This is a genomic window from Pseudomonas fluorescens, assembly GCF_900636825.1.
Taxonomy (GTDB): domain Bacteria; phylum Pseudomonadota; class Gammaproteobacteria; order Pseudomonadales; family Pseudomonadaceae; genus Aquipseudomonas; species Aquipseudomonas fluorescens_BG.
This window is the reverse complement of record NZ_LR134318.1, coordinates 913,806-936,277: the sequence shown is the minus strand read 5'-3', so window position 1 is coordinate 936,277 and position 22,472 is coordinate 913,806. Positions and strand designations below refer to the sequence as shown.

Annotated in this window: 20 protein-coding genes and 3 tRNA genes; 2 read left to right on the top strand and 21 right to left on the bottom strand. The window is 57.3% G+C overall.

What is annotated here, in order from left to right:
• Window positions 1-300: a DUF6388 family protein gene (locus EL257_RS04230; protein ID WP_126360089.1), complete on the bottom strand. Its 300-nt coding sequence runs from the start codon at window positions 298-300 to the stop codon at window positions 1-3.
• A gap of 274 nt (window positions 301-574) precedes the next feature.
• On the opposite strand from EL257_RS04230, the gene EL257_RS04225 reads away from it, so the two are divergent.
• On the top strand, window positions 575-1,069 hold the full coding sequence (locus EL257_RS04225; protein ID WP_126360087.1) for a hypothetical protein: 495 nt from the start codon (window positions 575-577) through the stop codon (window positions 1,067-1,069).
• 6 nt (window positions 1,070-1,075) lie between these two features.
• On the opposite strand, the gene EL257_RS04220 is transcribed toward EL257_RS04225, so the two are convergent.
• The 16 genes from EL257_RS04220 to rlmE all read right to left on the bottom strand — a co-directional run bounded on the left by EL257_RS04220 (window position 1,076) and on the right by rlmE (window position 16,651).
• Window positions 1,076-1,151 (bottom strand) — tRNA-Thr (locus EL257_RS04220).
• 182 nt (window positions 1,152-1,333) lie between these two features.
• Window positions 1,334-3,439 carry a polyribonucleotide nucleotidyltransferase gene (pnp, locus tag EL257_RS04215; protein WP_126360085.1) on the bottom strand — a complete coding sequence of 702 codons (2,106 nt, stop codon included), beginning with the start codon at window positions 3,437-3,439 and terminating at the stop codon, window positions 1,334-1,336.
• A 192-nt stretch (window positions 3,440-3,631) separates the two neighbouring features.
• Window positions 3,632-3,901, bottom strand: coding sequence for a 30S ribosomal protein S15 (rpsO, locus tag EL257_RS04210; RefSeq protein ID WP_011332409.1), 270 nt, complete (start codon window positions 3,899-3,901; stop codon window positions 3,632-3,634).
• A gap of 144 nt (window positions 3,902-4,045) precedes the next feature.
• The gene (gene truB / locus EL257_RS04205) at window positions 4,046-4,963 is read right to left on the bottom strand and encodes a tRNA pseudouridine(55) synthase TruB (protein WP_126360083.1); all 918 of its coding nucleotides are present in this window, start codon (window positions 4,961-4,963) and stop codon (window positions 4,046-4,048) included.
• A 4-nt stretch (window positions 4,964-4,967) separates the two neighbouring features.
• A complete protein-coding gene (gene rbfA / locus EL257_RS04200; RefSeq protein ID WP_007915259.1) occupies window positions 4,968-5,369 on the bottom strand; it encodes a 30S ribosome-binding factor RbfA in 402 nt (133 codons plus the stop codon).
• Window positions 5,370-5,528: 159 nt separating this feature from the next.
• The gene (gene infB, locus EL257_RS04195; protein WP_126360081.1) at window positions 5,529-8,057 is read right to left on the bottom strand and encodes a translation initiation factor IF-2; all 2,529 of its coding nucleotides are present in this window, start codon (window positions 8,055-8,057) and stop codon (window positions 5,529-5,531) included.
• Between the two features lie 27 nt (window positions 8,058-8,084).
• Window positions 8,085-9,566 (bottom strand): transcription termination factor NusA, encoded by a 1,482-nt coding sequence (gene nusA, locus EL257_RS04190; RefSeq protein WP_122595204.1) that lies wholly within the window; start codon window positions 9,564-9,566, stop codon window positions 8,085-8,087.
• Window positions 9,567-9,613: 47 nt separating this feature from the next.
• Window positions 9,614-10,072, bottom strand: coding sequence for a ribosome maturation factor RimP (gene rimP, locus EL257_RS04185; RefSeq protein WP_007915250.1), 459 nt, complete (start codon window positions 10,070-10,072; stop codon window positions 9,614-9,616).
• Window positions 10,073-10,211: 139 nt separating this feature from the next.
• Window positions 10,212-10,288: transfer RNA gene (locus tag EL257_RS04180), tRNA-Met, on the bottom strand.
• Between the two features lie 97 nt (window positions 10,289-10,385).
• A tRNA-Leu gene (locus EL257_RS04175) sits at window positions 10,386-10,471 on the bottom strand.
• 21 nt (window positions 10,472-10,492) lie between these two features.
• Entirely contained in the window at window positions 10,493-10,876 is a 384-nt protein-coding gene (gene secG, locus EL257_RS04170) for a preprotein translocase subunit SecG (RefSeq protein ID WP_016771756.1), read from the bottom strand.
• 4 nt (window positions 10,877-10,880) lie between these two features.
• A complete protein-coding gene (tpiA, locus tag EL257_RS04165) occupies window positions 10,881-11,636 on the bottom strand; it encodes a triose-phosphate isomerase (RefSeq protein ID WP_007915248.1) in 756 nt (251 codons plus the stop codon).
• A 65-nt stretch (window positions 11,637-11,701) separates the two neighbouring features.
• Window positions 11,702-13,039 (bottom strand): phosphoglucosamine mutase, encoded by a 1,338-nt coding sequence (gene glmM / locus EL257_RS04160; RefSeq protein ID WP_126360080.1) that lies wholly within the window; start codon window positions 13,037-13,039, stop codon window positions 11,702-11,704.
• A gap of 16 nt (window positions 13,040-13,055) precedes the next feature.
• A complete protein-coding gene (gene folP, locus EL257_RS04155; protein WP_126360078.1) occupies window positions 13,056-13,907 on the bottom strand; it encodes a dihydropteroate synthase in 852 nt (283 codons plus the stop codon).
• A gap of 8 nt (window positions 13,908-13,915) precedes the next feature.
• Window positions 13,916-15,823: an ATP-dependent zinc metalloprotease FtsH gene (gene ftsH, locus EL257_RS04150; RefSeq protein ID WP_126367992.1), complete on the bottom strand. Its 1,908-nt coding sequence runs from the start codon at window positions 15,821-15,823 to the stop codon at window positions 13,916-13,918.
• A 201-nt stretch (window positions 15,824-16,024) separates the two neighbouring features.
• Window positions 16,025-16,651, bottom strand: coding sequence for a 23S rRNA (uridine(2552)-2'-O)-methyltransferase RlmE (gene rlmE / locus EL257_RS04145; protein WP_126360076.1), 627 nt, complete (start codon window positions 16,649-16,651; stop codon window positions 16,025-16,027).
• Window positions 16,652-16,752: 101 nt separating this feature from the next.
• On the opposite strand from rlmE, the gene EL257_RS04140 reads away from it, so the two are divergent.
• Window positions 16,753-17,061, top strand: a complete 309-nt coding sequence (locus EL257_RS04140) for a YhbY family RNA-binding protein (protein ID WP_016771761.1) — start codon at window positions 16,753-16,755, stop codon at window positions 17,059-17,061.
• Window positions 17,062-17,070: 9 nt separating this feature from the next.
• Here the strand turns inward: EL257_RS04140 and EL257_RS04135 are convergent, their stop codons facing one another.
• The 4 genes from EL257_RS04135 to carA all read right to left on the bottom strand — a co-directional run bounded on the left by EL257_RS04135 (window position 17,071) and on the right by carA (window position 22,464).
• Window positions 17,071-17,475 carry an MFS transporter gene (locus EL257_RS04135; protein ID WP_126360074.1) on the bottom strand — a complete coding sequence of 135 codons (405 nt, stop codon included), beginning with the start codon at window positions 17,473-17,475 and terminating at the stop codon, window positions 17,071-17,073.
• A 28-nt stretch (window positions 17,476-17,503) separates the two neighbouring features.
• Window positions 17,504-17,980: a transcription elongation factor GreA gene (greA, locus tag EL257_RS04130; RefSeq protein ID WP_064387939.1), complete on the bottom strand. Its 477-nt coding sequence runs from the start codon at window positions 17,978-17,980 to the stop codon at window positions 17,504-17,506.
• A gap of 2 nt (window positions 17,981-17,982) precedes the next feature.
• On the bottom strand, window positions 17,983-21,204 hold the full coding sequence (gene carB / locus EL257_RS04125; protein ID WP_126360072.1) for a carbamoyl-phosphate synthase large subunit: 3,222 nt from the start codon (window positions 21,202-21,204) through the stop codon (window positions 17,983-17,985).
• A gap of 123 nt (window positions 21,205-21,327) precedes the next feature.
• On the bottom strand, window positions 21,328-22,464 hold the full coding sequence (carA, locus tag EL257_RS04120; protein WP_126360070.1) for a glutamine-hydrolyzing carbamoyl-phosphate synthase small subunit: 1,137 nt from the start codon (window positions 22,462-22,464) through the stop codon (window positions 21,328-21,330).
• Window positions 22,465-22,472 lie beyond the last annotated feature (8 nt).

Genomic DNA, 22,472 nt, shown 5'->3' with positions numbered 1-22,472 from the left:
TCAAACGACGAGATTATTCATCTCGCAGTATTCATCCCATTCGACACCCAATACTTCAGCCGCCTCCTTGTGCAGCACAAGGCGCTGTGCCTCGAATTCTTCCGGCGTGCTCGTGTACTTGAGCGTCAACTCCCACGGCTGCAAGCCCTGCGCTTCGGCTTCATCCTCGAAGGCCCACTGGATCTGGTCTTTCTGATCATCGGCGCTCAGGTCCTTGATCTCTTCCTTCAGGTCGGGGACATCCAGAAGGTATTTTTCCAGCGCTTGTTCGTGGCGTTGCTCTTGAGTCAATTCAGTCATGGGGTTCTCGCTGATCATTGGAATGGAGGATGGATCTGGATCATCAAGGATCTCTCTGACGCGGATAGACCGGCCTTCGGAACCATTCGGGATCATCTGAAAACTGCTAAGCGATGCTCATGCAGGCACCGAATATAGGACGTTTGCATGACGAATTACACGGCTCTTTTCATCTGCCGCAGAAAAAGCTGACCTGCGGAACATAAATGCGGATTTCGAGTCATAGCGATGTGCCACTTCGGCACCTCTATGCTGTTCACAAGGAAAACCAGTGATGCGCAGCTTTTCGAAGATTTCCGCAGTTGTTTCTACCTCGGCTCTGATCACCGCCTTAGTCGTGCCAGCAAGCGCCATGGCCATTGAGTTGAGCAACACCAGCCAGTCCACTGGTGACAAGGTTTCGCTGGTTCATAACGATTACGGCAAAGAAGTGGTGATCAGAAGCGACATCAGCATTGATGAGCTGAAAAAGATGCGTGACACCATCGGCGAGCAATCCCGCCAGATCGAAGAGCTTAAACGCAGCAGCGGCACAAGCTCGACTTCCAACGGCAAGGAAATCGATGAACTGCAAAACAAGGTCAAAGAACAGGACCGCAAACTCGAGACGCTCGGGCGTCAGGTTGAAGAACTCAAGCGCAACAGCGGGTCCAGTTCAAATTCCAACAGCAGTGAGATTTCCAGTCTGAAGCAGAAAATCAACGATCAGGATCGAGCGATGGATCAGCTCAAACGTACCGTTGAGGATTTGAGCCGCAAGGTGAAATAAGAAAGATGGTGCCCGAGACAGGAATCGAACCTGCGACCTTCGCGTTACGAGTGCGCTGCTCTACCGGCTGAGCTACACGGGCGGTGGGCTAAACCTAGCACCGGTTTTCACAAAAGCAAAGATCACCGCACGCGACGACTCCTACAGTAGCCCTGTGTGTAGGAGCTGCCGCAGGCTGCGATCTCTTGATCCAGATGCCAGACAAAAAAATGCCCCGCCGTTTTCACGGCGGGGCTTTTTTATTGCGCTAAAGCGAAGGGGTGATTAAACGCCCGAAGCCTTGGCAGCTGCCACGTCTTTGATGGACAGCTTGATACGGCCGCGGTTGTCCACGTCCAGTACCAGCACTTCCACTTCCTGGCCTTCTTTCAGAATGTCGGTCACTTTCTCGACGCGAGCATCGCTCAACATCGAGATGTGAACCAGACCGTCCTTACCCGGCAGGATGTTTACGAATGCGCCGAAGTCGACGATGCGCTCAACTTTACCCACGTAGATCTTGCCGATCTCGGCTTCAGCGGTAATACCCAGAACGCGCTGACGTGCTGCTTCAGCCGCTTCTTTGGTTTCGCCGAAGATCTTGATCGAACCGTCGTCTTCGATGTCGATCGAAGCCTTGGTTTCTTCGCAGATCGCACGGATGGTCGCGCCACCTTTACCGATAACGTCACGGATCTTGTCGGTGTCAATCTTCATCGCGATCATGGTCGGAGCGTTGGCCGACAGTTCGGTACGCGACTGGCCGATGATCTGGTTCATCTGACCGAGGATGTTCAGGCGCGCTTCCAGGGCTTGGCCCAGAGCGATTTCCATGATTTCTTCGGTGATGCCCTTGATCTTGATGTCCATCTGCAGCGCGGTAACACCTTTGGCGGTACCGGCAACTTTGAAGTCCATGTCGCCGAGGTGATCTTCGTCACCGAGGATGTCGGTCAGGACGGCGAATTTCTCGCCTTCTTTAACCAGACCCATGGCGATACCGGCAACCGGGGCCTTCATCGGAACACCAGCGTCCATCAGGGCCAGGGAAGCGCCGCAAACGGAAGCCATCGAGCTCGATCCGTTGGATTCGGTAATTTCCGAAACCACGCGGATGGTGTACGGGAACACGTCAGCGGCTGGCAGCATGGCCGAAACCGAACGACGAGCCAGACGGCCGTGACCGATTTCACGACGACCGGCACCACCCATGCGACCACACTCGCCCACCGAGAACGGAGGGAAGTTGTAGTGCAGCATGAACGGGTCTTTCTTCTCGCCTTCCAGGGTGTCCAGCAGCTGTGCGTCACGGGCGGTGCCCAGTGTTGCAACAACCAGTGCCTGGGTTTCACCACGGGTGAACAGCGCCGAACCGTGAGTCTTCGGCAGAACGCCGACTTCGATGTTCAGCGGACGTACGGTCTTGGTGTCTCGACCATCGATACGTGGCTTGCCGTTTACGATGTTTTCGCGAACGGTGCGGTATTCGATTTCGCCGAAAGCCGCTTTGACTTCGCTGGCCGAAGGCTGGCCTTCTTCGCCGGACAGCTTGGCAACAACCTGATCCTTCAGCTCACCCAGGCGAGCGTAACGGTCGGCCTTGATGGTGATGGTGTAAGCCTGGGAGATCGCTTCGCCGAACTCGGCACGGATCGCACCCAGCAGCTCGGTGGCTTCTGGAGCCGGAGCCCAGTTCCAGGTTGGCTTGGCGGCTTCGGCAGCCAGTTCTTTAACAGCGTTGATCACAACCTGGAATTCGTCGTGAGCAAACAGTACCGCGCCCAGCATCTGGTCTTCGGTCAGCTCTTTGGCTTCCGATTCAACCATCAGCACGGCGTCGGAAGTACCGGCAACGACCATGTCCAGGCTCGAAGCGGCTTGCTGTTCGTAGGTCGGGTTCAGCAGGTAGCCGGTGCTTTCGTGGAAAGCCACGCGAGCGGCGCCGATCGGGCCGTCGAATGGAATGCCGGAAATGGCCAGAGCAGCCGAGGTACCGATCATCGCAGCGATGTCCGGATCGGTTTTCTTGCTGGTGGAAACGACGGTGCAGACAACCTGCACTTCGTTCATGAAACCTTCCGGGAACAGCGGACGGATCGGACGGTCGATCAGTCGGGAAGTCAGGGTTTCTTTTTCCGAAGGACGGCCTTCGCGCTTGAAGAAACCGCCAGGGATCTTACCGGCAGCGTAAGTCTTTTCCTGGTAGTGAACGGACAGAGGGAAGAAGCCCTTGCCCGGATCGGCTTGCTTTGCACCGACGACAGTCACCAACACGCTGACGTCGTCGTCAACGGTGACCAATACTGCGCCGGAGGCCTGACGGGCGATACGGCCTGTCTCGAGGGTAACGGTCGATTGACCGAACTGGAATTTTTTGATTACCGGGTTCACGGTGTCCTACCTTCTTTGTGGCTCTTGGGGAAATCGGTTCTTGCGAATTCTTGGGCAATGTCGGGAATCGGCCCAACGCCTGTCCAGGGTAAAACGTGCATCCAGATAAAACTTGAGGCTGGGAGCCTGCAAGACGCCAGCGGTAAACCACTGACGTCCGACAGACCACCAACCTCATAGCGCAATCGCTGATTAGCGACGCAGACCCAGGCGAGCGATCAGAGCGCTGTAACGGCTCACGTCCTTGCCTTTCAGGTAGTCCAGCAGCTTGCGACGCTGGTTTACCATGCGGATCAGACCACGACGGGAGTGGTGATCTTTACCGTTGGCCTTGAAGTGACCTTGCAGTTTGTTGATGTTGGCGGTCAGCAGTGCAACTTGCACTTCTGGCGAACCAGTGTCACCAACAGCTTGCTGGTAGTCAGCAACGATTTGAGCTTTTTCTTGAACGTCGAGAGCCATGAGGCAATCCTTCCTTATCAGGAAACTGTTTCAAAAAAACAGTTTCAACAGGCCAGGGACAAATCCCTGTATCTATAAATGAGTAGTGACCATGCCTGTTAACAGCCACACTCGCCGGCCTGCTTTTACGCAGACCGGTTCCGGTCATTCTGACCGAATCAGTCGACGGGGCGCGATGCGTCCGTCTTCGCTCACTTCACCGATACCGATGAAGCGACCATTGTGATCCTGAACCCGCACCATGCCGAACTTCGGAGCATCCGGGGCACGCACCGGCTGGCCGTTGAGCCAGTAGAACGCGCTCGCTTCGGAGAACTGCAACAACGGCCAATCCTGCAGGCCGCTGTCCGATGGCATCAGGAAGCGATCAACCGCTTCATTGCCGCCTTCGGCATGTACCGCTTCCAGCTCTTCGAGGGTCACGGTCTGCGCCAGGGTGAAAGGCCCGGCCTGGGTACGACGCAATTCAGCGACGTACGCACCACAACCAAGTTGCTCACCGATATCCTCCACCAGCGTGCGGATATAGGTGCCCTTGCTGCAATCCACCGCAAGACGCGCAGTATCGCCTTCGAAGGCCAGTAATTCCAAGCGCGCAATAGTAACAGAACGCGGTTCGCGCTCCACTACTTCACCTGCACGAGCCAGCTTGTACAACGGCTGGCCATCACGCTTGAGCGCCGAGTACATCGGCGGTATCTGGCTGATTTGACCACGAAATTTCGGCAACGCCGCTTCGATATCGGCGCGACCAACGGTCACCGGCCGCTCTTGCAAAACTTCACCCTCGGCGTCTGCCGTGGTGGTGGTTTTGCCGAGCTGTGCCAGCGTTTCGTAGGCCTTGTCGGAATCGAGCAAGTATTGCGAGAATTTGGTCGCTTCGCCGAAGCACAGCGGCAACACGCCAGTAGCCAACGGGTCGAGGCTGCCGGTGTGACCGGCCTTCTCGGCGTTGAGCAACCAGCGAACCTTCTGCAACGCGGCGTTGGAGGTGAACCCCAGCGGCTTGTCGAGCAGGATGATACCGCTGACGTTACGACGGATACGTTTAACCTGAGCCAACGAATTACTCCTTGGTGTCTTCAGGTTCAGCAGCGACCGGATGCTGATTGTCTTCAGCAACGGCACGCTCGATCAGGGCCGACAAATGCGCACCACGCACGACAGACTCGTCGTAGTGGAAATGCAATTGCGGCACGCTGCGCAGCTTCATTTCACGGGCCAGTTGCATGCGCAGGAAACCTGCGGCAGCGTTCAGCACCTTGATGCTTTGCGCGATATCTTCGGCATTGTCCTGCCCCATCACGGTGATGAAGATCTTCGCGTGACCGACGTCACGGCTGACTTCCACTGCAGTAATGGTGACCAGACCAACGCGCGGGTCTTTGACTTCGCGACGGATCAGTTGAGCCAGCTCACGCTGCATCTGATCGCCGATACGTTGGGTACGGCTGTATTCTTTTGCCATGTTTTGTTACCTGTTACTGCCCGGCGGTGAAACCCGCAAGGTCTGAAAGCGGCAAACGCCCGGCCTGACAAAAGCCAGACCGGGCGTTGCGTTTAGAGTCCGGGTGATGCGCCGCACTGTTGAGTGCGGCCGACCATCACGGCTCCTGAAGTGCGCGAGTCAGAGGCTGCGAGCAACCTGAACCTTCTCGAAGACTTCGATCTTGTCGCCGACTTTGACGTCGTTGTAGCTCTTCACGCCGATACCGCATTCCATGCCGGCACGTACTTCGGAAGCGTCATCCTTGAAGCGGCGCAGGGATTCCAGCTCGCCTTCGAAGATAACGATGTCTTCACGCAGTACACGGATCGGACGGTTACGGTGCACAACACCTTCGATCACCATGCAACCAGCGATCGCGCCAAACTTCGGCGAACGGAACACGTCACGCACTTCGGCCACACCCAGGATGTTCTCGCGAACATCGCTGCCGAGCATGCCGGTGAGGGCTTTCTTGACGTCTTCGATGATGTCGTAGATCACGTTGTAGTAACGCATGTCCAGACCTTCCTGCTCGACGATCTTCCGTGCGCCAGCATCGGCACGCACGTTGAAGCCGAACAGTACAGCGTTGGAAGCCAGTGCCAGGTTAGCGTCGGACTCGGTGATACCACCGACACCGCCGCCTACTACGCGCACTTGAACTTCGTCGTTGCCCAGGCCATTCAAGGCGCCGTTCAACGCTTCCAGCGAACCACGGACGTCGGATTTGAGGACGATGTTGAGCGTCTTCTTCTCCGCCTGACCCATGTTTTCGAAAATGTTTTCCAGCTTGCCGGCGTGAGCGCGAGCCAGTTTGACTTCGCGGAACTTGCCTTGACGGAACAGAGCCACTTCACGGGCTTTCTTCTCGTCGGCAACCACGCTCATCTCGTCGCCAGCGTCCGGGGTACCGTCCAGGCCGAGAATCTCGACAGGAATGGCCGGACCGGCTTCCTTGATTGGCTTGCCGTTCTCGTCGAGCATGGCACGTACACGGCCGTAGTTCGAACCGACCAGCACCATGTCGCCTTGGCGCAGAGTACCGTCTTGAACCAGAACGGTTGCGACCGGGCCACGACCCTTGTCGAGACGCGATTCAACCACAACACCACGGCCAGGAGCCGATGGAGTCGCTTTCAGTTCGAGAACTTCAGCCTGCAGCAGAACGGCTTCCAGCAGCTCGTCCACGCCAGTACCGACTTTCGCCGACACCGGTACGAACGGCGTGTCACCGCCCCACTCTTCGGAAGTCACGCCGTGAACCGACAGTTCGCTACGGATGCGGTCGAGATCGGCGCCCGGCTTGTCGATTTTGTTCACCGCTACAACCAGTGGAACGCCAGCCGCTACCGCGTGCTGAACAGCTTCAATGGTCTGCGGCATCACGCCGTCATCCGCTGCAACCACGAGGATCACGATATCGGTGGCCTTGGCACCACGAGCACGCATTGCGGTAAACGCAGCGTGACCCGGGGTGTCGAGGAAGGTAACCATGCCGCGTTCGGTTTCAACGTGGTAGGCACCAATGTGCTGGGTGATACCACCGGCTTCGCCAGCGGCCACCTTGGCACGACGAATGTAGTCGAGCAGCGAGGTTTTACCGTGGTCTACGTGGCCCATTACGGTCACGACCGGTGCACGGGAGAACGACTCACCTTCAAACTTCAGGGACTCGGCCAGGGAATCTTCCAGGGCGGTGTCGCTGACCAGGGTCACTTTGTGGCCCAGTTCTTCGGCTACCAGTTGAGCAGTTTCCTGATCAAGCACCTGGTTGATGGTCGCTGGAGTACCCAGTTTGAACATGAACTTGATGATTTCAGCAGCCTTGACCGACATCTGATTGGCCAGATCGCCAACAGTGATGGTCTCGCCGATCTGCACATCACGCACGACAGGACCGGTTGGGCTCTGGAAACCGTGGGCGTTGCGCTTTTTCAGCTTGGCCTTGCCGCGACCACCACGACGGAAGCCATCGCTTTCTTCGTCGGTAGTGCGTGGTGCCACACGTGGCGCCGGCGCTTTTTCTTTGACCGAAGCGCGATGCGGAGCGTTTTTACGCTCACCATCACCGCCACCGCTGCGACGATTGTTATCGTCTGCACGTGGCTTGTCCGGACGGCGCTGTTCGTTCTGCTTGTTGCGAACGTCAGCGGATGGCGCTGGAGCAGCAGCCACTACTGGCGCGCTTTCGCGTACCGGTTCGGCAGCAGCAGCCGGCGCCGCAACGGCGTCGCTGTTTGCAGTCTGAGCAGCAGGCTGGCGACGCGCTTCTTCTTCGGCGCGCTGCTTGGCTTCTTCTTCAGCCTTTTGACGGGCAGCGTTTTCTACTGCGCGACGCTCATCCAGTTCACGTTTGCGCTCGGCTTCGATTTCTTCCGGGCTGCGCTGTACGAAAACTTTCTTCTTGCGAACTTCTACGCTGATGCTCTTGCTACCAGCAACCCGCAGGGTGCTGGTGGTTTTACGCTGCAGCGTGATCTTGCGTGGTTCTTCCACTTTCGCCTTGTGACTGCTCTTCAAGTGAGTCAGCAGGGACTGCTTCTCACTGTCAGTCACATTCTCTTCGGCGGCGGTGTGCGGCAGACCTGCCTCACGCATCTGCTGCAACAGGCGCTCTACCGGTGTTTTGACCTCATCGGCCAGTTGTTTCACCGTGACTTGCGTCATGCACTTCTCTCCTCAGGCCGCGCCTAATTACTCGAACCAATGGGCTCGGGCGGCCATGATCAACTTGCCGGCACGATCATCGTCAATGCCGTCGATGTCGAGCAGGTCGTCAATAGACTGCTCGGCCAGGTCTTCGCGGGTAATTACGCCGCGCACCGCCAGTTCCATCGCCAAATCCTTGTCCATACCCTCAAGCGAGAGCAGGTCTTCGGCCGGATGGGCGTCTGCCAGCTTTTCCTCAGTAGCGATGGCTTTGGTCAACAAACGATCCTTGGCACGAGCGCGAAGCTCGTTGACGGTATCTTCGTCAAAGCCGTCGATGTTGAGCATTTCTTCCAACGGTACGTAGGCAATCTCTTCCAGGCTGGTGAAGCCTTCATCTACCAGCACCTGTGCCAGATCTTCGTCGACTTCCAGCTCGTCGATGAAGTTGCGCAGGATGTCGCCGGTTTCTGCTTGCTGCTTGGCCTGGATGTCCGATTCGGTCATCACGTTCAGGGTCCAGCCAGTCAATTGGCTGGCCAGACGCACGTTCTGACCACCACGACCGATGGCCTGAGCGAGATTGTCTGCGCCAACGGCGATGTCCATGGCATGGGCATCTTCGTCAACGATAATTGCCGCAACCTCAGCCGGGGACATGGCGTTGATTACGAACTGAGCCGGGTTGTCGTCCCACAGAACGATATCAACACGCTCACCGCCCAACTCACCCGACACTGCCTGGACGCGCGAACCGCGCATACCGATGCAAGCGCCCTGCGGGTCGATGCGTTTGTCCTTGGAGCGGACGGCGATCTTGGCACGCGAACCCGGATCACGGGACGCCGCCATTACTTCGATCAGGCCTTCAGCGATTTCCGGCACTTCGATACGGAACAGCTCGATCAGCATTTCCGGCGCGGTACGCGACAGGATCAGCTGCGGGCCACGGTTCTCGGTGCGGATTTCCTTGAGCAGCGCACGCAGACGCACGCCGACACGGAAGGTTTCGCGAGAAATGATGTCTTCACGGGCCAGCAACGCTTCTGCATTGTTGCCAAGGTCGACGATCACGTTGTCGCGGGTGACCTTTTTCACGGTGCCGGAGATGATTTCTCCCAGGCGCTCGCGATAAGCATCGACCACTTGAGCGCGCTCGGCTTCACGCACTTTTTGCACGATGACTTGCTTGGCAGTCTGTGCAGCAATGCGGCCGAACTCGATGGATTCGATCTTTTCTTCGACGACGTCGCCTACGTTGGCACCCGGATGCGTCAGGGCAACCTTGCTCGGCCAGGTCTCGATAGCCGGATCGTCGAGATCATTCTCTTCGACGACCGTCCAGCGACGGAATGTTTCGTAGGAACCGGTGTGGCGATTAATTTCCACACGCAGATCTACTTCGTCTTCAAAGCGCTTTTTGGTAGCAGTGGCCAACGCCAGCTCCAACGCTTCAAAAATTACGCTTGCCGGTACGCCCTTTTCATTGGATACCGACTCAACAACCAGCAGTACTTCTTTGCTCATCGTACGCCTCGCCTTTCGCAAGCCATTGGATCCGCGGGATCCGCGTCTCAGTCAAAACTGGGAATAATGTTGGCCTTGTCGATCATATCGATCGGCAACAGAAACTCATGGTCGTCTACCTGCACCACGACGTCCTGCTCTTCTACACCGCGCAGAAGGCCCTGAAAGTTGCGTCGACCTTCGAAAGGCGAGCGCAGCTTGATCTTCACTTGTTCACCGGCAAATTTTGCAAACTGCTCAAGAGTGAACAGTGGGCGCTCCATGCCAGGCGAGGAAACTTCGAGGGTATATTCAACGGAAATTGGATCTTCAACATCCAGCACACCGCTGATCTGACGGCTGACAATGGCGCAATCGTCCACCAGCACACCGCCCTCTTTATCGATATAAACGCGCAACATCGAGTGACGACCCTGAGCCGAAAACTCGATACCCCAGCATTCATAGCCCAGGGCCACGACCACCGGGGCCAGCAAGGCCTGCAACTCTTCTAGCTTGCTCGACACCTGAACCCCCTAGTGCATGATATGTGCATGCTTTGCAAAATAAAAAAATGGGCCTAACGCCCATCCTTGAAACGCCGTCGAACAGCGGCGTTGAAAGTATCCAGCTAACAAAAAGCCCCTTAAAAGGGGCTCCTGAAACTGGTTGCGGGGGCCGGATTTGAACCGACGACCTTCGGGTTATGAGCCCGACGAGCTACCAGACTGCTCCACCCCGCGACAAAGCTGGGGCGGAAGTATACGACCGATCCCTTATAGGGTCAATGTAACCTTCCACCTGCAAGAAAGCCCGCAACAGCGGGCTCTCCTGACTAATTGGTACCGAGAAGGGGACTCGAACCCCTACACCCTATGGGCACAACCACCTCAAGGTTGCGTGTCTACCAATTCCACCACCTCGGCAAAACTACTTTGAAACCCTTCTTACTTCTGCTCTTGAGCTGGAGGTACGTCAGTCGCTGGAGTAGCCGACTTTTGCTCTTGAAGCACCGGGACATCATCAGAAGCCGGTTGTTGCTTAGGTACTTCCAACACTGCTGGATCTGGCAAACCTGCTTGAGTCAGCTGATGAGCTTTCTCTTTAGCAAAATAACCTAACCCCAAGCTGGTTATGAAGAAACCGGCGGCAAGTATAGCAGTAAACTTACTAAGAAAGGTAGAGGAACCTTGGCTTCCGAACACAGTATTTGAAGCACCTGCTCCGAAAGACGCGCCAGCGTCCGCACCCTTACCCTGCTGCAGCAAAACCAGAGCAACTACGCCCAATGCACCCAGCAGATGAAAAACGACTACGACTGTTTCCAGCATTTTTTCAGTTTCCCGCGGCGCGACAGATCGCACCGAACTCATCTGCATTCAGGGAGGCTCCACCAATGAGCCCCCCATCGATATCCGGCATGCCGAACAGTTCGACCGCATTGGCCGCCTTCACGCTGCCGCCGTATAGAAGCCGCACACCTCGCGCGACTTCAGAATTCTCTGCCGCCAACTGTTCGCGGATGGCTTTATGCACATCCTGCGCCTGTTGCGGCGTTGCAGTCAGTCCGGTACCAATGGCCCAGACCGGCTCATAAGCAATGACTGCCTTGGCAAAAGCACCTACACCCAGCTCCTCGATGATGCTGCCCAGCTGACGCCCGACAACCTCAAGAGTTTTCCCAGCTTCGCGCTGCTCGAGGGTTTCCCCTACACACAACACCGGGATCAAGCCACATGCCTGTGCCGCTGCGAACTTGCGATTCAGCATTCCGTCTCGCTCGCCCATTATCTGACGGCGTTCCGAGTGCCCCACAAGTACCAGGGAACATCCTGCATCCACTAATTGACTGGGAGCAATCTCACCCGTCAATGCACCTTGCATCGCTTCCACCGCAGAGTTCTGCGCACCGACCGAAATCGATTTGCCTTTCAAGCCATCAATCACTTGATTGATATACAAGCAAGGCGGGAATACCGCGACATCAACACCGCTAGGCAAGGCCAGATGACGAAGGCCGTTGATCAGCTCAGCGACGCTGGCGCGGGTACCGTGCATCTTCCAGTTACCAGCTACCATAGGGCGACGCATGCTGTACCTCGTCGGTCAAAGTGGGCGCAGATGTTACCCAACACAATCATGGCTTGCAAGCCGAATCAGGCAGAAACTTCAGTTACCAGTTTTGCCAGTTCTTCGGCATAGTTACGAACCTGGGTTTCGTCCTCGCCCTCAACCATCACGCGCACCAACGGCTCTGTTCCGGACTTGCGCAAAAGCACACGTCCACGACCTGCCATCGCCTGGGTCACGCGAGCGCTGGCTTCCTTGACAGCCGGATGCTCCAGCGGACTCTCGCCGCCACCAAACCGCACATTGATCAGTACCTGAGGGCATTTACGCAGCGCCTGACGGCATTGCGCGAGACTTTCGTTGCGTGTTCTCAGCGCCATCAGTACTTGCAACGCCGCGATGATCGCGTCACCAGTGGTGGTGTGGTTGAAGCAGACGATATGCCCCGAGTTTTCTCCGCCCACCAGCCAGTTGCGCTCAAGCAACTCGGCAATGACGTAACGGTCGCCGACATTCGCCCGAATGAACGGGATCGACAAATCCGCGAGCGCCAGTTCCAGGCCCAGGTTACTCATCAGCGTGCCGACGACACCGCCCTGCAATTTGCCGCGCTCGTGCAGATCTCGAGCAATGATGAACAACAACTCGTCACCGTCAACGATCGCACCGGTGTGATCAACCATCAGCACCCGATCACCATCGCCATCAAAAGCGATGCCCAGATCGGCGTGCTCGGCCAGCACCGCAGCCTGCAGCTGATCCATATGGGTTGAGCCGCAATTATCGTTGATGTTCAGGCCATTCGGCTGCGCCGAGAGCACAACGACTTCCGCACCCAACTCACGAAACACGCTCGGAGCCACCTTATAGGTCGCACCATGCGCGCAGTCGATGACAATCTTCAGACCAGAAAAACTGGTTCCGGTCGGCACGCTGCTTTTGCAAAATTCGATGTAGCGCCCAGAGGCGTCGTTGATTCGCGAAACCTTGCCGATCTTGTTCGATTCAACAACGGTCATTGGCGTGTCGAGCAACTCCTCGATCATCAACTCCAACTCATCCGGCAGCTTGGTGCCCTTACCGGAGAAAAACTTGATGCCGTTATCGTCATGGGGATTGTGCGATGCACTGATCACGATACCGGCCTCGGCCTGAAACGTGCGCGACAGATAAGCGATCGCCGGGGTCGGCATCGGGCCTAGCAGCATCACATCGGCACCCGCCGAGGTCAGGCCGGCCTCGAGTGCCGATTCAAACATATAGCCGGAAATCCGCGTGTCCTTGCCGACCAGAACCTTGCAGGCGCCCATCTTGCGGAACGCCATACCGGCAGCCCACCCAAGCTTCAGCATGAAATCAGGAGTAATCGGGTAAACACCGACACGACCGCGAATGCCGTCGGTACCAAAATATTTTTTGCTCATAAGTGCTCCATCATTCTTATTCAGCTGATTCCACGGCCGCGATCATCCGCAACACGTCCACTGTTTCCGCCACATCATGGACGCGCAATATACGCGCACCCTTGACGGATGCCAGTGCCGCTAATGCAAGACCGCCATGCAAACGTTCGCCGACCGGTCGATTCAAGGCATGACCGATCATGCTTTTTCGCGAAACACCAACCAATAGGGGCCGACCCAGCGCATGCAAGGCTTCCATATGCTTGAACAAACTCAGGTTGTGCTGCAGCGTTTTGGCGAAGCCGAAGCCAGGATCAAGAATGATGCGCTCGGCCGGGATACCCACCTGCGCGCACTGAGTCATACGCTCAGCCAGAAATTCAGCCACTTCCCGGGTGACGTCCTGATACTGCGGGTCATCCTGCATATCGCCAGGCTCGCCCTGCATATGCATCAGACATACCGGCAACCCGGTTGCGGCCGCCGCATCCAGCGCACCGTCGCGCCGTAGGGAGCGTACATCGTTGATCAGGCCAGCGCCCAGTCGCGCGGTTTCACGCATGACTGCCGGTGTCGAGGTATCGACCGAGATGATCACATCCAGCTCGCGATTGATTAACTCGACGATCGGCGCAACACGCTCGAGCTCCTCAAGGGGCGAAACGGCGCGGGCGCCTGGCCGAGTGGATTCTCCACCAACATCGATGAGTGTCGCACCGGCCGCCACCATCGCATCAGCGTGGCGCAGGGCCGCATCGAGCTGACTGTATCGGCCGCCATCAGAAAAGGAATCGGGAGTGACATTGAGAATGCCCATGACGTGCGTCTGGGCCAAATCAAGAACCCGGTTGCCGCAAGGCAACCGGGTCAGGGACTGTGCAAAAGTCATTTCAAACCTTAAACGTCAGCAGCCGGACCGCCAATCGGATTTTCCGGACGCTCGTCTCGAACGACAGGCGGCGGAGGCGTGCCCGTACCACCAGACCAGTCACGAGGCTCGCGAGGTGTGCGACCCGCCATGATGTCGTCGATCTGCTCAGCATCAATCGTCTCGTATTTCATCAGCGCGTCAGCCATCGCATCCAGCTTGTCACGGTTGTCCGTGAGGATCTGCTTGGCGGTGCCGTAGCACTGATCGATGATACTGCGAACTTCCGAGTCGATCAGCTTGGCTGTTTCGCCAGAGAAGCTGGCAGCCTGACCACCACCGCCGCGACCCAGGAATACTTCACCCTCTTCTTCTGCGTACATCAACGGACCGAGTTTTTCCGACAAGCCCCACTTGGTCACCATGTTCCGCGCGATCTGGCTGGCACGCATGATGTCGTTGGAAGCACCGGTAGTTACACCGTCAAAACCCAGAGTCATCTCTTCAGCAATACGACCGCCGTACAGCGAGCAGATCTGACTGATCAAGGCACGCTTGGACAGGCTGTAGCGATCTTCTTCCGGGAGGAACATCGTCACCCCCAGTGCACGACCGCGTGGAATGATAGACACTTTGTAAACCGGATCATGCTCAGGCACGACGCGACCAACGATAGCGTGACCCGCTTCGTGGTAAGCCGTGTTCTGCTTTTCTTTCTCAGACATGACCATTGATTTGCGCTCGGCGCCCATCATGATCTTGTCTTTGGCCAACTCGAATTCCTTCATTTCAACGATGCGCTTGCCGCTGCGCGCAGCGAACAGTGATGCTTCGTTGACCAGGTTCGCCAAGTCAGCACCCGAGAAGCCCGGAGTACCGCGTGCGATAACGGCTGGAGCAACGTCGTCGCCCATTGGCACTTTGCGCATGTGCACTTTCAGGATCTGCTCGCGACCACGAATGTCCGGCAAGCCAACCACCACCTGACGGTCGAAACGACCCGGGCGCAGCAGCGCTGGATCGAGAACGTCAGGACGGTTGGTTGCGGCAATCACAATGATGCCGTCATTCATTTCGAAGCCGTCCATCTCAACCAGCAATTGGTTGAGAGTCTGCTCGCGTTCGTCGTGACCGCCACCCATACCGGCGCCACGATGGCGACCAACGGCGTCGATTTCGTCGATGAAGATGATGCAAGGCGCGTGCTTCTTGGCCTGCTCGAACATGTCACGGACACGGCTTGCGCCGACGCCGACGAACATTTCGACAAAGTCAGAACCGGAAATGGTGAAGAACGGCACCTTGGCTTCGCCGGCAATCGCCTTGGCCAGCAAGGTTTTACCGGTACCCGGAGGACCGACCATCAGTACGCCCCGAGGAATACGACCGCCCAGGCGCTGGAACTTGCCCGGATCACGGAGGAATTCGACCAGCTCGCCGACTTCTTCCTTGGCTTCGTCGCAACCGGCAACGTCAGCCAAAGTGGTTTTCACCTGATCTTCGGAAAGCAGGCGTGCCTTGCTCTTGCCGAAGCTCATCGGGCCGCCCTTGCCGCCCGCACCGCCCTGCATCTGGCGCATGAAGAACATGAACACCGCGATGATCACCAGGATCGGGAAGCTGGCCACCAGAAGCTGGGTCCAGATGCTTTGCTGCTCAGGCTGCTTGCCTTCAACCACAACGTGGTTGTCGACCAGATCACCAATCAGGCCATTGTCCTGAATGGCCGGACGAATGGTCTTGAAGCTATCGCCATCGTTACGCTTGCCCGTGATGACATAACCGTCGACGGCAACGCGCTCGACCTTGCCATCCTTGACCTGCTGGATGAAGTCGGAATAGTTGAGGGTCTGCGGCTCGTTAGGGCTGGAGAAGTTGTTCATCACCGTCACCAGGACTGCCGCGATGATCAACCACAGGATCAGATTCTTTGCCATATCGTTCAATTAACTACCCTCTGAAGCAAGCTCCGCTACTGGCGCGCGCTTCGCATGAATTCACCGGCCTAACTTACTACATTACCTACAGCTCTGGCAGGCGCCGTCTGTAACCCTTTGTGAAACACTTTCTACACAATATTCGCTAATGCTGGCGGGGCGAAATATTAAAAACCTATCACCCCGCAAAAAAACCGCGTTTTATTCATTACCGCGGTAGCCCCACGCCAGCATGTACTGCTCGCGAGAACTGCCGCGGGAAGAGTCCGGCTTGATCATCTGGATCTTGTCGAATTTCTTCCGGGCATCCTTCAGGTATACGTCAAACCCTTCGCCCTGAAAAATCTTGATCACGAAATTACCACCCGGCTTGAGGATCCGCTCTGCCAGATCAAGCGCCAGCTCGCAAAGGAACATGGCTTTCGGCATATCCACTTCAGGCGTACCACTCATATTGGGGGCCATATCGGAAATCACAAGGTCCACCTGCGAATTACCCACGGCTTCAAGGATCTGGGCGAGCACTGCGTCCTCGGTAAAGTCCCCCTGGATAAATTGCACGTCGGGAATGCTGTCCATCTCCAGAATGTCCGAGGCGATCAAACGCCCCTGACCGCCGATCAGACGACTGGTCACCTGGGACCAGCCACCAGGCGCCGCGCCCAGATCGACCACGCTCATGCCTGGACGGATCAGTTTGTACTTTTCCTGGATCTCCAGCAGTTTGTAACTTGCACGCGAACGATAGCCATCCTTCTGCGCCTGCTTCACATAGGGATCGTTGACATGTCTTTTCAGCCAACCAAGGCTTGTCTTGGAACGCGCCATTGGGCACCTCGATGATAAGGGTCGTGATTAGTTGGGCGGATCCACGAACCCTCGGGTAAAATGGCCGCCATTTTACAGAATCCAGACGAAAGGGTCAGATTATGCCGCTCACTCCCGAGCAGAAGAAACAGTACAAATCCATCGGTCACCACCTGAAACCGGTCTTGACCGTGGCTGACAATGGGTTGACTGAAGGTGTGCTAGCAGAACTTGAACGCGCTTTGGCCGATCACGAACTGATCAAAATCAAGCTCAACATTCTTGATCGCGAGTCGCGCTTGGCGCACATCGCGGAGCTGTGCAAGGTCGGCAAAGCTGATCTGGTGCAGGTCATCGGCAAGATGGCGCTGGTTTACCGCAAGAACTTCAGCGCTAACAAGCAGCTGTCGAACGTTCATCGCTTCAAGTGATGAAAGGGGTCAAGGGTGTGCTTCGCGCACCCTGCCACTCCACCCCGGCACAGGTTGCAATACCAGCACCAGCCCGGAAAAACCCAGAATCAGAAAGCTGAACACCTGCCAGCGCTGCGCATCCGGCCAGCCGAAACGCACTGCGAAAAACATCGCACATGCGTACAACGCCAACAGCAGCACCTGCCCGCGAAGATCACGCCATAGACTGGCAAGGCCCTCGGCCTGTATCAGCACCAAAGCCTGAAACAATACGCATGCGGCGGCAAATCCCACCACCAGCACTTCAAACGCACTGGCCACTTCGTCGATCAACAGCGGCGCCAGACCGATTTCGCCCAACGCCGGCTGCAAACCGAGATGAATCAACCATAGACCACCGACCCACAGCATCTGGGTCAATTGCCAAAGCATGGCGCCCGCCTGCAGCGGGCGCCTTCTTTCAGATGTGACGAACTTCGACAATCTCGTACTCGATAACGCCACCAGGCGTTTTCACGGCGACTACATCGCCCTCTTCCTTACCGATCAAGGCGCGAGCCAGAGGCGAGCCAACCGAAATCTTGCCGAGTTTGAAGTCAGCCTCATCTTCTCCCACGATGTGGTAGGTGACGCTTTCATCGGTCTCGACGTTGGCGATTTCGACGGTCGTGCCGAAGATCACCTTGCCGGTGTGCGGAATAGTCGTGACGTCGATGATGACCTGATTCTGAATCCGGCCCTCGATGTCACGAATACGCGCCTCGACCATGCCCTGCTGTTCGCGCGCGGCATGGTATTCAGCGTTTTCCTTAAGGTCACCCAACTCACGGGCCGTACCGATGTCCTGGCTGAGCTTCGGACGAACGACCTTGGTCAGATGAGTGTGCTCTTCTTCCAGGGCGCGAGCGCCCTGAACAGTCATTGGGTACTTGGTTATGCTCATGCCTTCAATCCTGCGTGTAGATCCTGCAAGCGGCGCACGGTCTTTTCCGGACCGAACTTCAGCGCTTCACAGATAGCCTCGCCCGCAGCAATGGTGGTGGTGCAGTAAATCTTGTGCTGCAGGGCATTACGACGAATGGAGTACGAATCAGCGATCGACTGACGACCTTCGGTGGTGTTGATGATCAGCGTGACTTCGTCATTCTTGATCATATCGACCACGTGCGGACGACCCTCGGTCACCTTGTTCACGCGGCGCACTTTCAGACCTGCGGCTTCGATCAGCTTGGCAGTGCCGGCCGTGGCGACCACTTCGAAGCCCAAGTTGATCAGATCACGGGCCACGCCTGCAACCAGTGGCTTGTCGTCGTCACGTACGCTGATGAACGCAGTACCGCCGGTCGGCAGAACTTCGCTGGCGCCCATCTGGGCCTTGGCGAAGGCTTCACCGAAGGTGTCGCCGACACCCATCACTTCACCGGTCGACTTCATCTCTGGGCCGAGGATCGGGTCAACGCCAGGGAATTTGGCGAACGGGAACACCGCCTCTTTCACGCTGTAGAAGTTCGGGATGATTTCTTTGGTGAAGCCGATTTCTTTCAGGGTCTTACCGGCCATCACGCGGGCAGCGATCATGGCCAGAGAGACACCGATGCACTTCGATACGAACGGTACGGTACGCGAAGCACGCGGGTTGACTTCGATGACGTAGATGTCTTCGCCCTGCAATGCCAGTTGCACGTTCATCAAGCCGACAACGCCCAGTTCCAGGGCCATTTTCTTGACCTGCTCGCGCATCTCGTCCTGGATGTGCGCCGGCAGCGAGTACGGCGGCAGCGAGCAAGCCGAGTCACCGGAGTGAACGCCAGCCTGTTCGATGTGCTGCATGATCGCGCCGATCACCACATCTTTGCCGTCGCAAACCGCGTCCACGTCCATTTCGATGGCGCAGTTGAGGAAGTGGTCGAGCAGCACCGGGCTGTCGTTGGACACTTGCACCGCGTCACGCAGGTAACGCTTGAGCTCGTCTTCCTTGTAAACGATTTCCATCGCGCGGCCGCCCAGTACGTAGGACGGGCGCACCACCAACGGATAACCGATTTTCGCCGCCGCGCGAACGGCTTCGTCTTCGCTGCGCACGGTGGCGTTTGGCGGCTGACGCAGGTTCAGACGCTCAACCATTTGCTGGAAGCGCTCACGGTCTTCAGCGCGGTCGATGGCGTCAGGGCTGGTGCCGATGATCGGCACGCCGGCCGCTTCGAGAGCGCGAGCCAGTTTCAGCGGAGTCTGGCCACCATACTGCACGATCACGCCTTTCGGCTTCTCGACGCGGCAGATTTCCAGTACGTCTTCCAGGGTTACCGGCTCGAAATACAGACGGTCGGAGGTGTCGTAGTCAGTGGAAACGGTTTCCGGGTTGCAGTTGACCATGATGGTTTCGTAACCGTCTTCGCGCAGTGCGAGAGCGGCGTGAACACAGCAGTAGTCGAACTCGATGCCCTGGCCGATACGGTTCGGACCGCCACCCAGAATCATGATCTTGTCGCGACCGGACGGCGCCGCTTCGCACTCTTCCTCGTACGTCGAGTAGAGATAAGCGGTGTCAGTGGCGAACTCGGCCGCGCAAGTGTCGACGCGCTTGTAGACCGGGAACACTTCCAGCTTCTGCCGGTGCGTGCGCAGATTCTTTTCAGTCACGCCCAGCAGCTTGGCTAGACGCTGATCGGAGAAGCCTTTGCGCTTGAGCTTGAACATCAGGTCGCGATCGATGGAGGACAGACCGAGAGTCTTGACCTTCTCTTCTTCCTTGATCAGGTCTTCGATCTGCACAAGGAACCACGGGTCGATCATGTTCATGCCGAAGATGTCTTCGACCGACAGGCCGGCGCGGAAGGCGTCCGCCACGTACCAGATACGCTCGGCGCCCGGCACGGTCAGCTCGCGCTTGAGCACGCTCATGCTTTCCGGATTGCTCAGGTCGAGCTTCTCGTCCAGACCGCAAACGCCAACTTCCAGACCGCGCAGGGCTTTCTGCAGGGATTCCTGGAAGGTCCGGCCGATGGCCATGACTTCGCCCACCGATTTCATTTGCGTGGTCAGGCGCGCGTCAGCCTTGGCGAATTTTTCGAAGGCGAAGCGTGGCAGCTTGGTGACGACGTAGTCGATCGACGGCTCGAAGGACGCCGGGGTCTTGCCGCCGGTGATGTCGTTCGACAGCTCATCAAGGGTGTAACCCACAGCCAGTTTGGCCGCGACCTTGGCGATCGGGAAACCGGTGGCTTTCGAAGCGAGGGCCGAGGAACGCGATACACGCGGGTTCATTTCGATCACGACCATACGGCCAGTGTTCGGGCAGATACCGAATTGAACGTTGGAACCGCCAGTCTCGACGCCGATCTCGCGCAGTACCGCCAGCGAGGCGTTACGCAGGATCTGGTATTCCTTGTCGGTCAGGGTCTGTGCCGGAGCAACAGTGATCGAGTCACCGGTGTGCACGCCCATCGGGTCGAAGTTTTCGATTGAGCAGACGATGATGCAGTTGTCCTTTTTGTCGCGGACAACTTCCATTTCATATTCTTTCCAACCGATCAGCGATTCGTCGATCAGCAGCTCTTTGGTCGGCGACAGGTCCAGACCACGGGCGCAGATTTCTTCGAATTCTTCACGGTTGTAAGCGATGCCGCCACCCGTGCCGCCCATGGTGAAGGACGGACGGATGATGCACGGGAAGCCGAGGGTTTCGAGAACCGCATTGGCTTCTTCCATGCTGTGGGCGATGCCGGAACGCGGGCAGGCCAGACCGATGGATTTCATCGCCTTGTCGAAACGCGAACGGTCTTCAGCTTTGTCGATGGTGTCGGCGTTGGCGCCGATCATTTCTACGCCGAACTTCTCCAGAACGCCTTCGCGCTCCAGGTCCAGGGCGCAGTTCAATGCAGTCTGGCCACCCATGGTCGGCAGCACCGCATCCGGACGTTCTTTTTCGATGATCTTGGCAACGGTCTGCCATTTGATCGGCTCGATGTAAGTCGCGTCGGCCATGTCCGGGTCGGTCATGATGGTGGCCGGGTTGGAGTTCACCAGAATGACGCGGTAACCCTCTTCGCGCAGGGCTTTGCAGGCCTGGGCGCCGGAGTAGTCGAATTCACAGGCTTGGCCGATAACGATCGGGCCAGCGCCGAGAATCAGGATGCTTTTAATGTCTGTACGTTTTGGCATGGTTTGTCACTCAAATCCGCAGGTCAGTCGGCAAGCCGTCTTGATCGATTTCTGAAGTCCGAGGGGGCCGCCGGTGCCGGGGCCGCCCTCGAGGGCTTCTCTCTACAGTCTCAAGGCGAACGCTTAGCGTCGCTTGGCCATCTCGTTGATGAAGCGGTCGAACAGTGGCGCGACATCATTCGGGCCAGGGCTCGCTTCAGGGTGACCCTGGAAGCTGAACGCGCTCTTGTCGGTGCGCTCGATGCCTTGCAGGGTGCCGTCGAACAGCGATTTGTGGATCGCACGAACGTTGGCTGGCAGGGTTTCTTCGTCTACCGCAAAACCGTGGTTCTGGCTGGTGATCATCACAACACCAGTGTCCAGATCCTGCACCGGGTGGTTGGCACCGTGGTGGCCATGGCCCATTTTCAGGGTCTTGGCGCCGGATGCCAGTGCCAGCAACTGGTGGCCGAGGCAGATGCCGAATACCGGAATTTCGGTTTCGAGAACTTCCTTGATCGCCTTGATCGCATAGTCGCATGGCTCCGGATCACCCGGGCCGTTGGACAGGAATACGCCGTCAGGCTTCAGTGCCAGCATATCAGCGGCTGGTGTCTGGGCAGGCACCACGGTGACGCGGCAGCCGCGCTCGACCAGCATGCGCAGGATGTTGACCTTGACGCCGTAGTCGTAGGCAACCACATGGTAAGGCAGCTCGGAAGCTTCGATGGTCGCGTGGCTGTCGGTTTTCAGATCCCAGACAGTCGAGCGCCACTCGTATTGGGTCTTGGTGCTGACGACTTTCGCCAGGTCCATGCCCTTCAGGCCCGGGAAGCCTTGCGCAGCAGCGATCGCCGCTTCTTCGGAGATGTTGTCGCCGGCCATGATGCAGCCGTTCTGAGCGCCTTTTTCACGCAGGATACGGGTCAGGCGACGGGTGTCGATACCGGCAATTGCCACCACATTGTTGGCTTTCAGGTAATCGGACAGGGACATCGTGTTACGCCAGTTGCTCGCTACCAGCGGCAGATCACGGATGACCAGGCCAGCGGACCAGACACGATCGGACTCGGCGTCTTCCGGCGTGGTGCCGGTGTTGCCGATGTGCGGGTAAGTCAGGGTAACGATCTGCTGGGCGTAGGAAGGATCGGTAAGGATTTCCTGATAGCCGGTCATTGCGGTGTTGAACACCACCTCACCAACGGTTTGACCGTCGGCACCAATGGCTTCGCCGCGAAAAATGCTGCCATCAGCAAGGGCAAGTATGGCTGGCTTAGTCAAGAAGACCT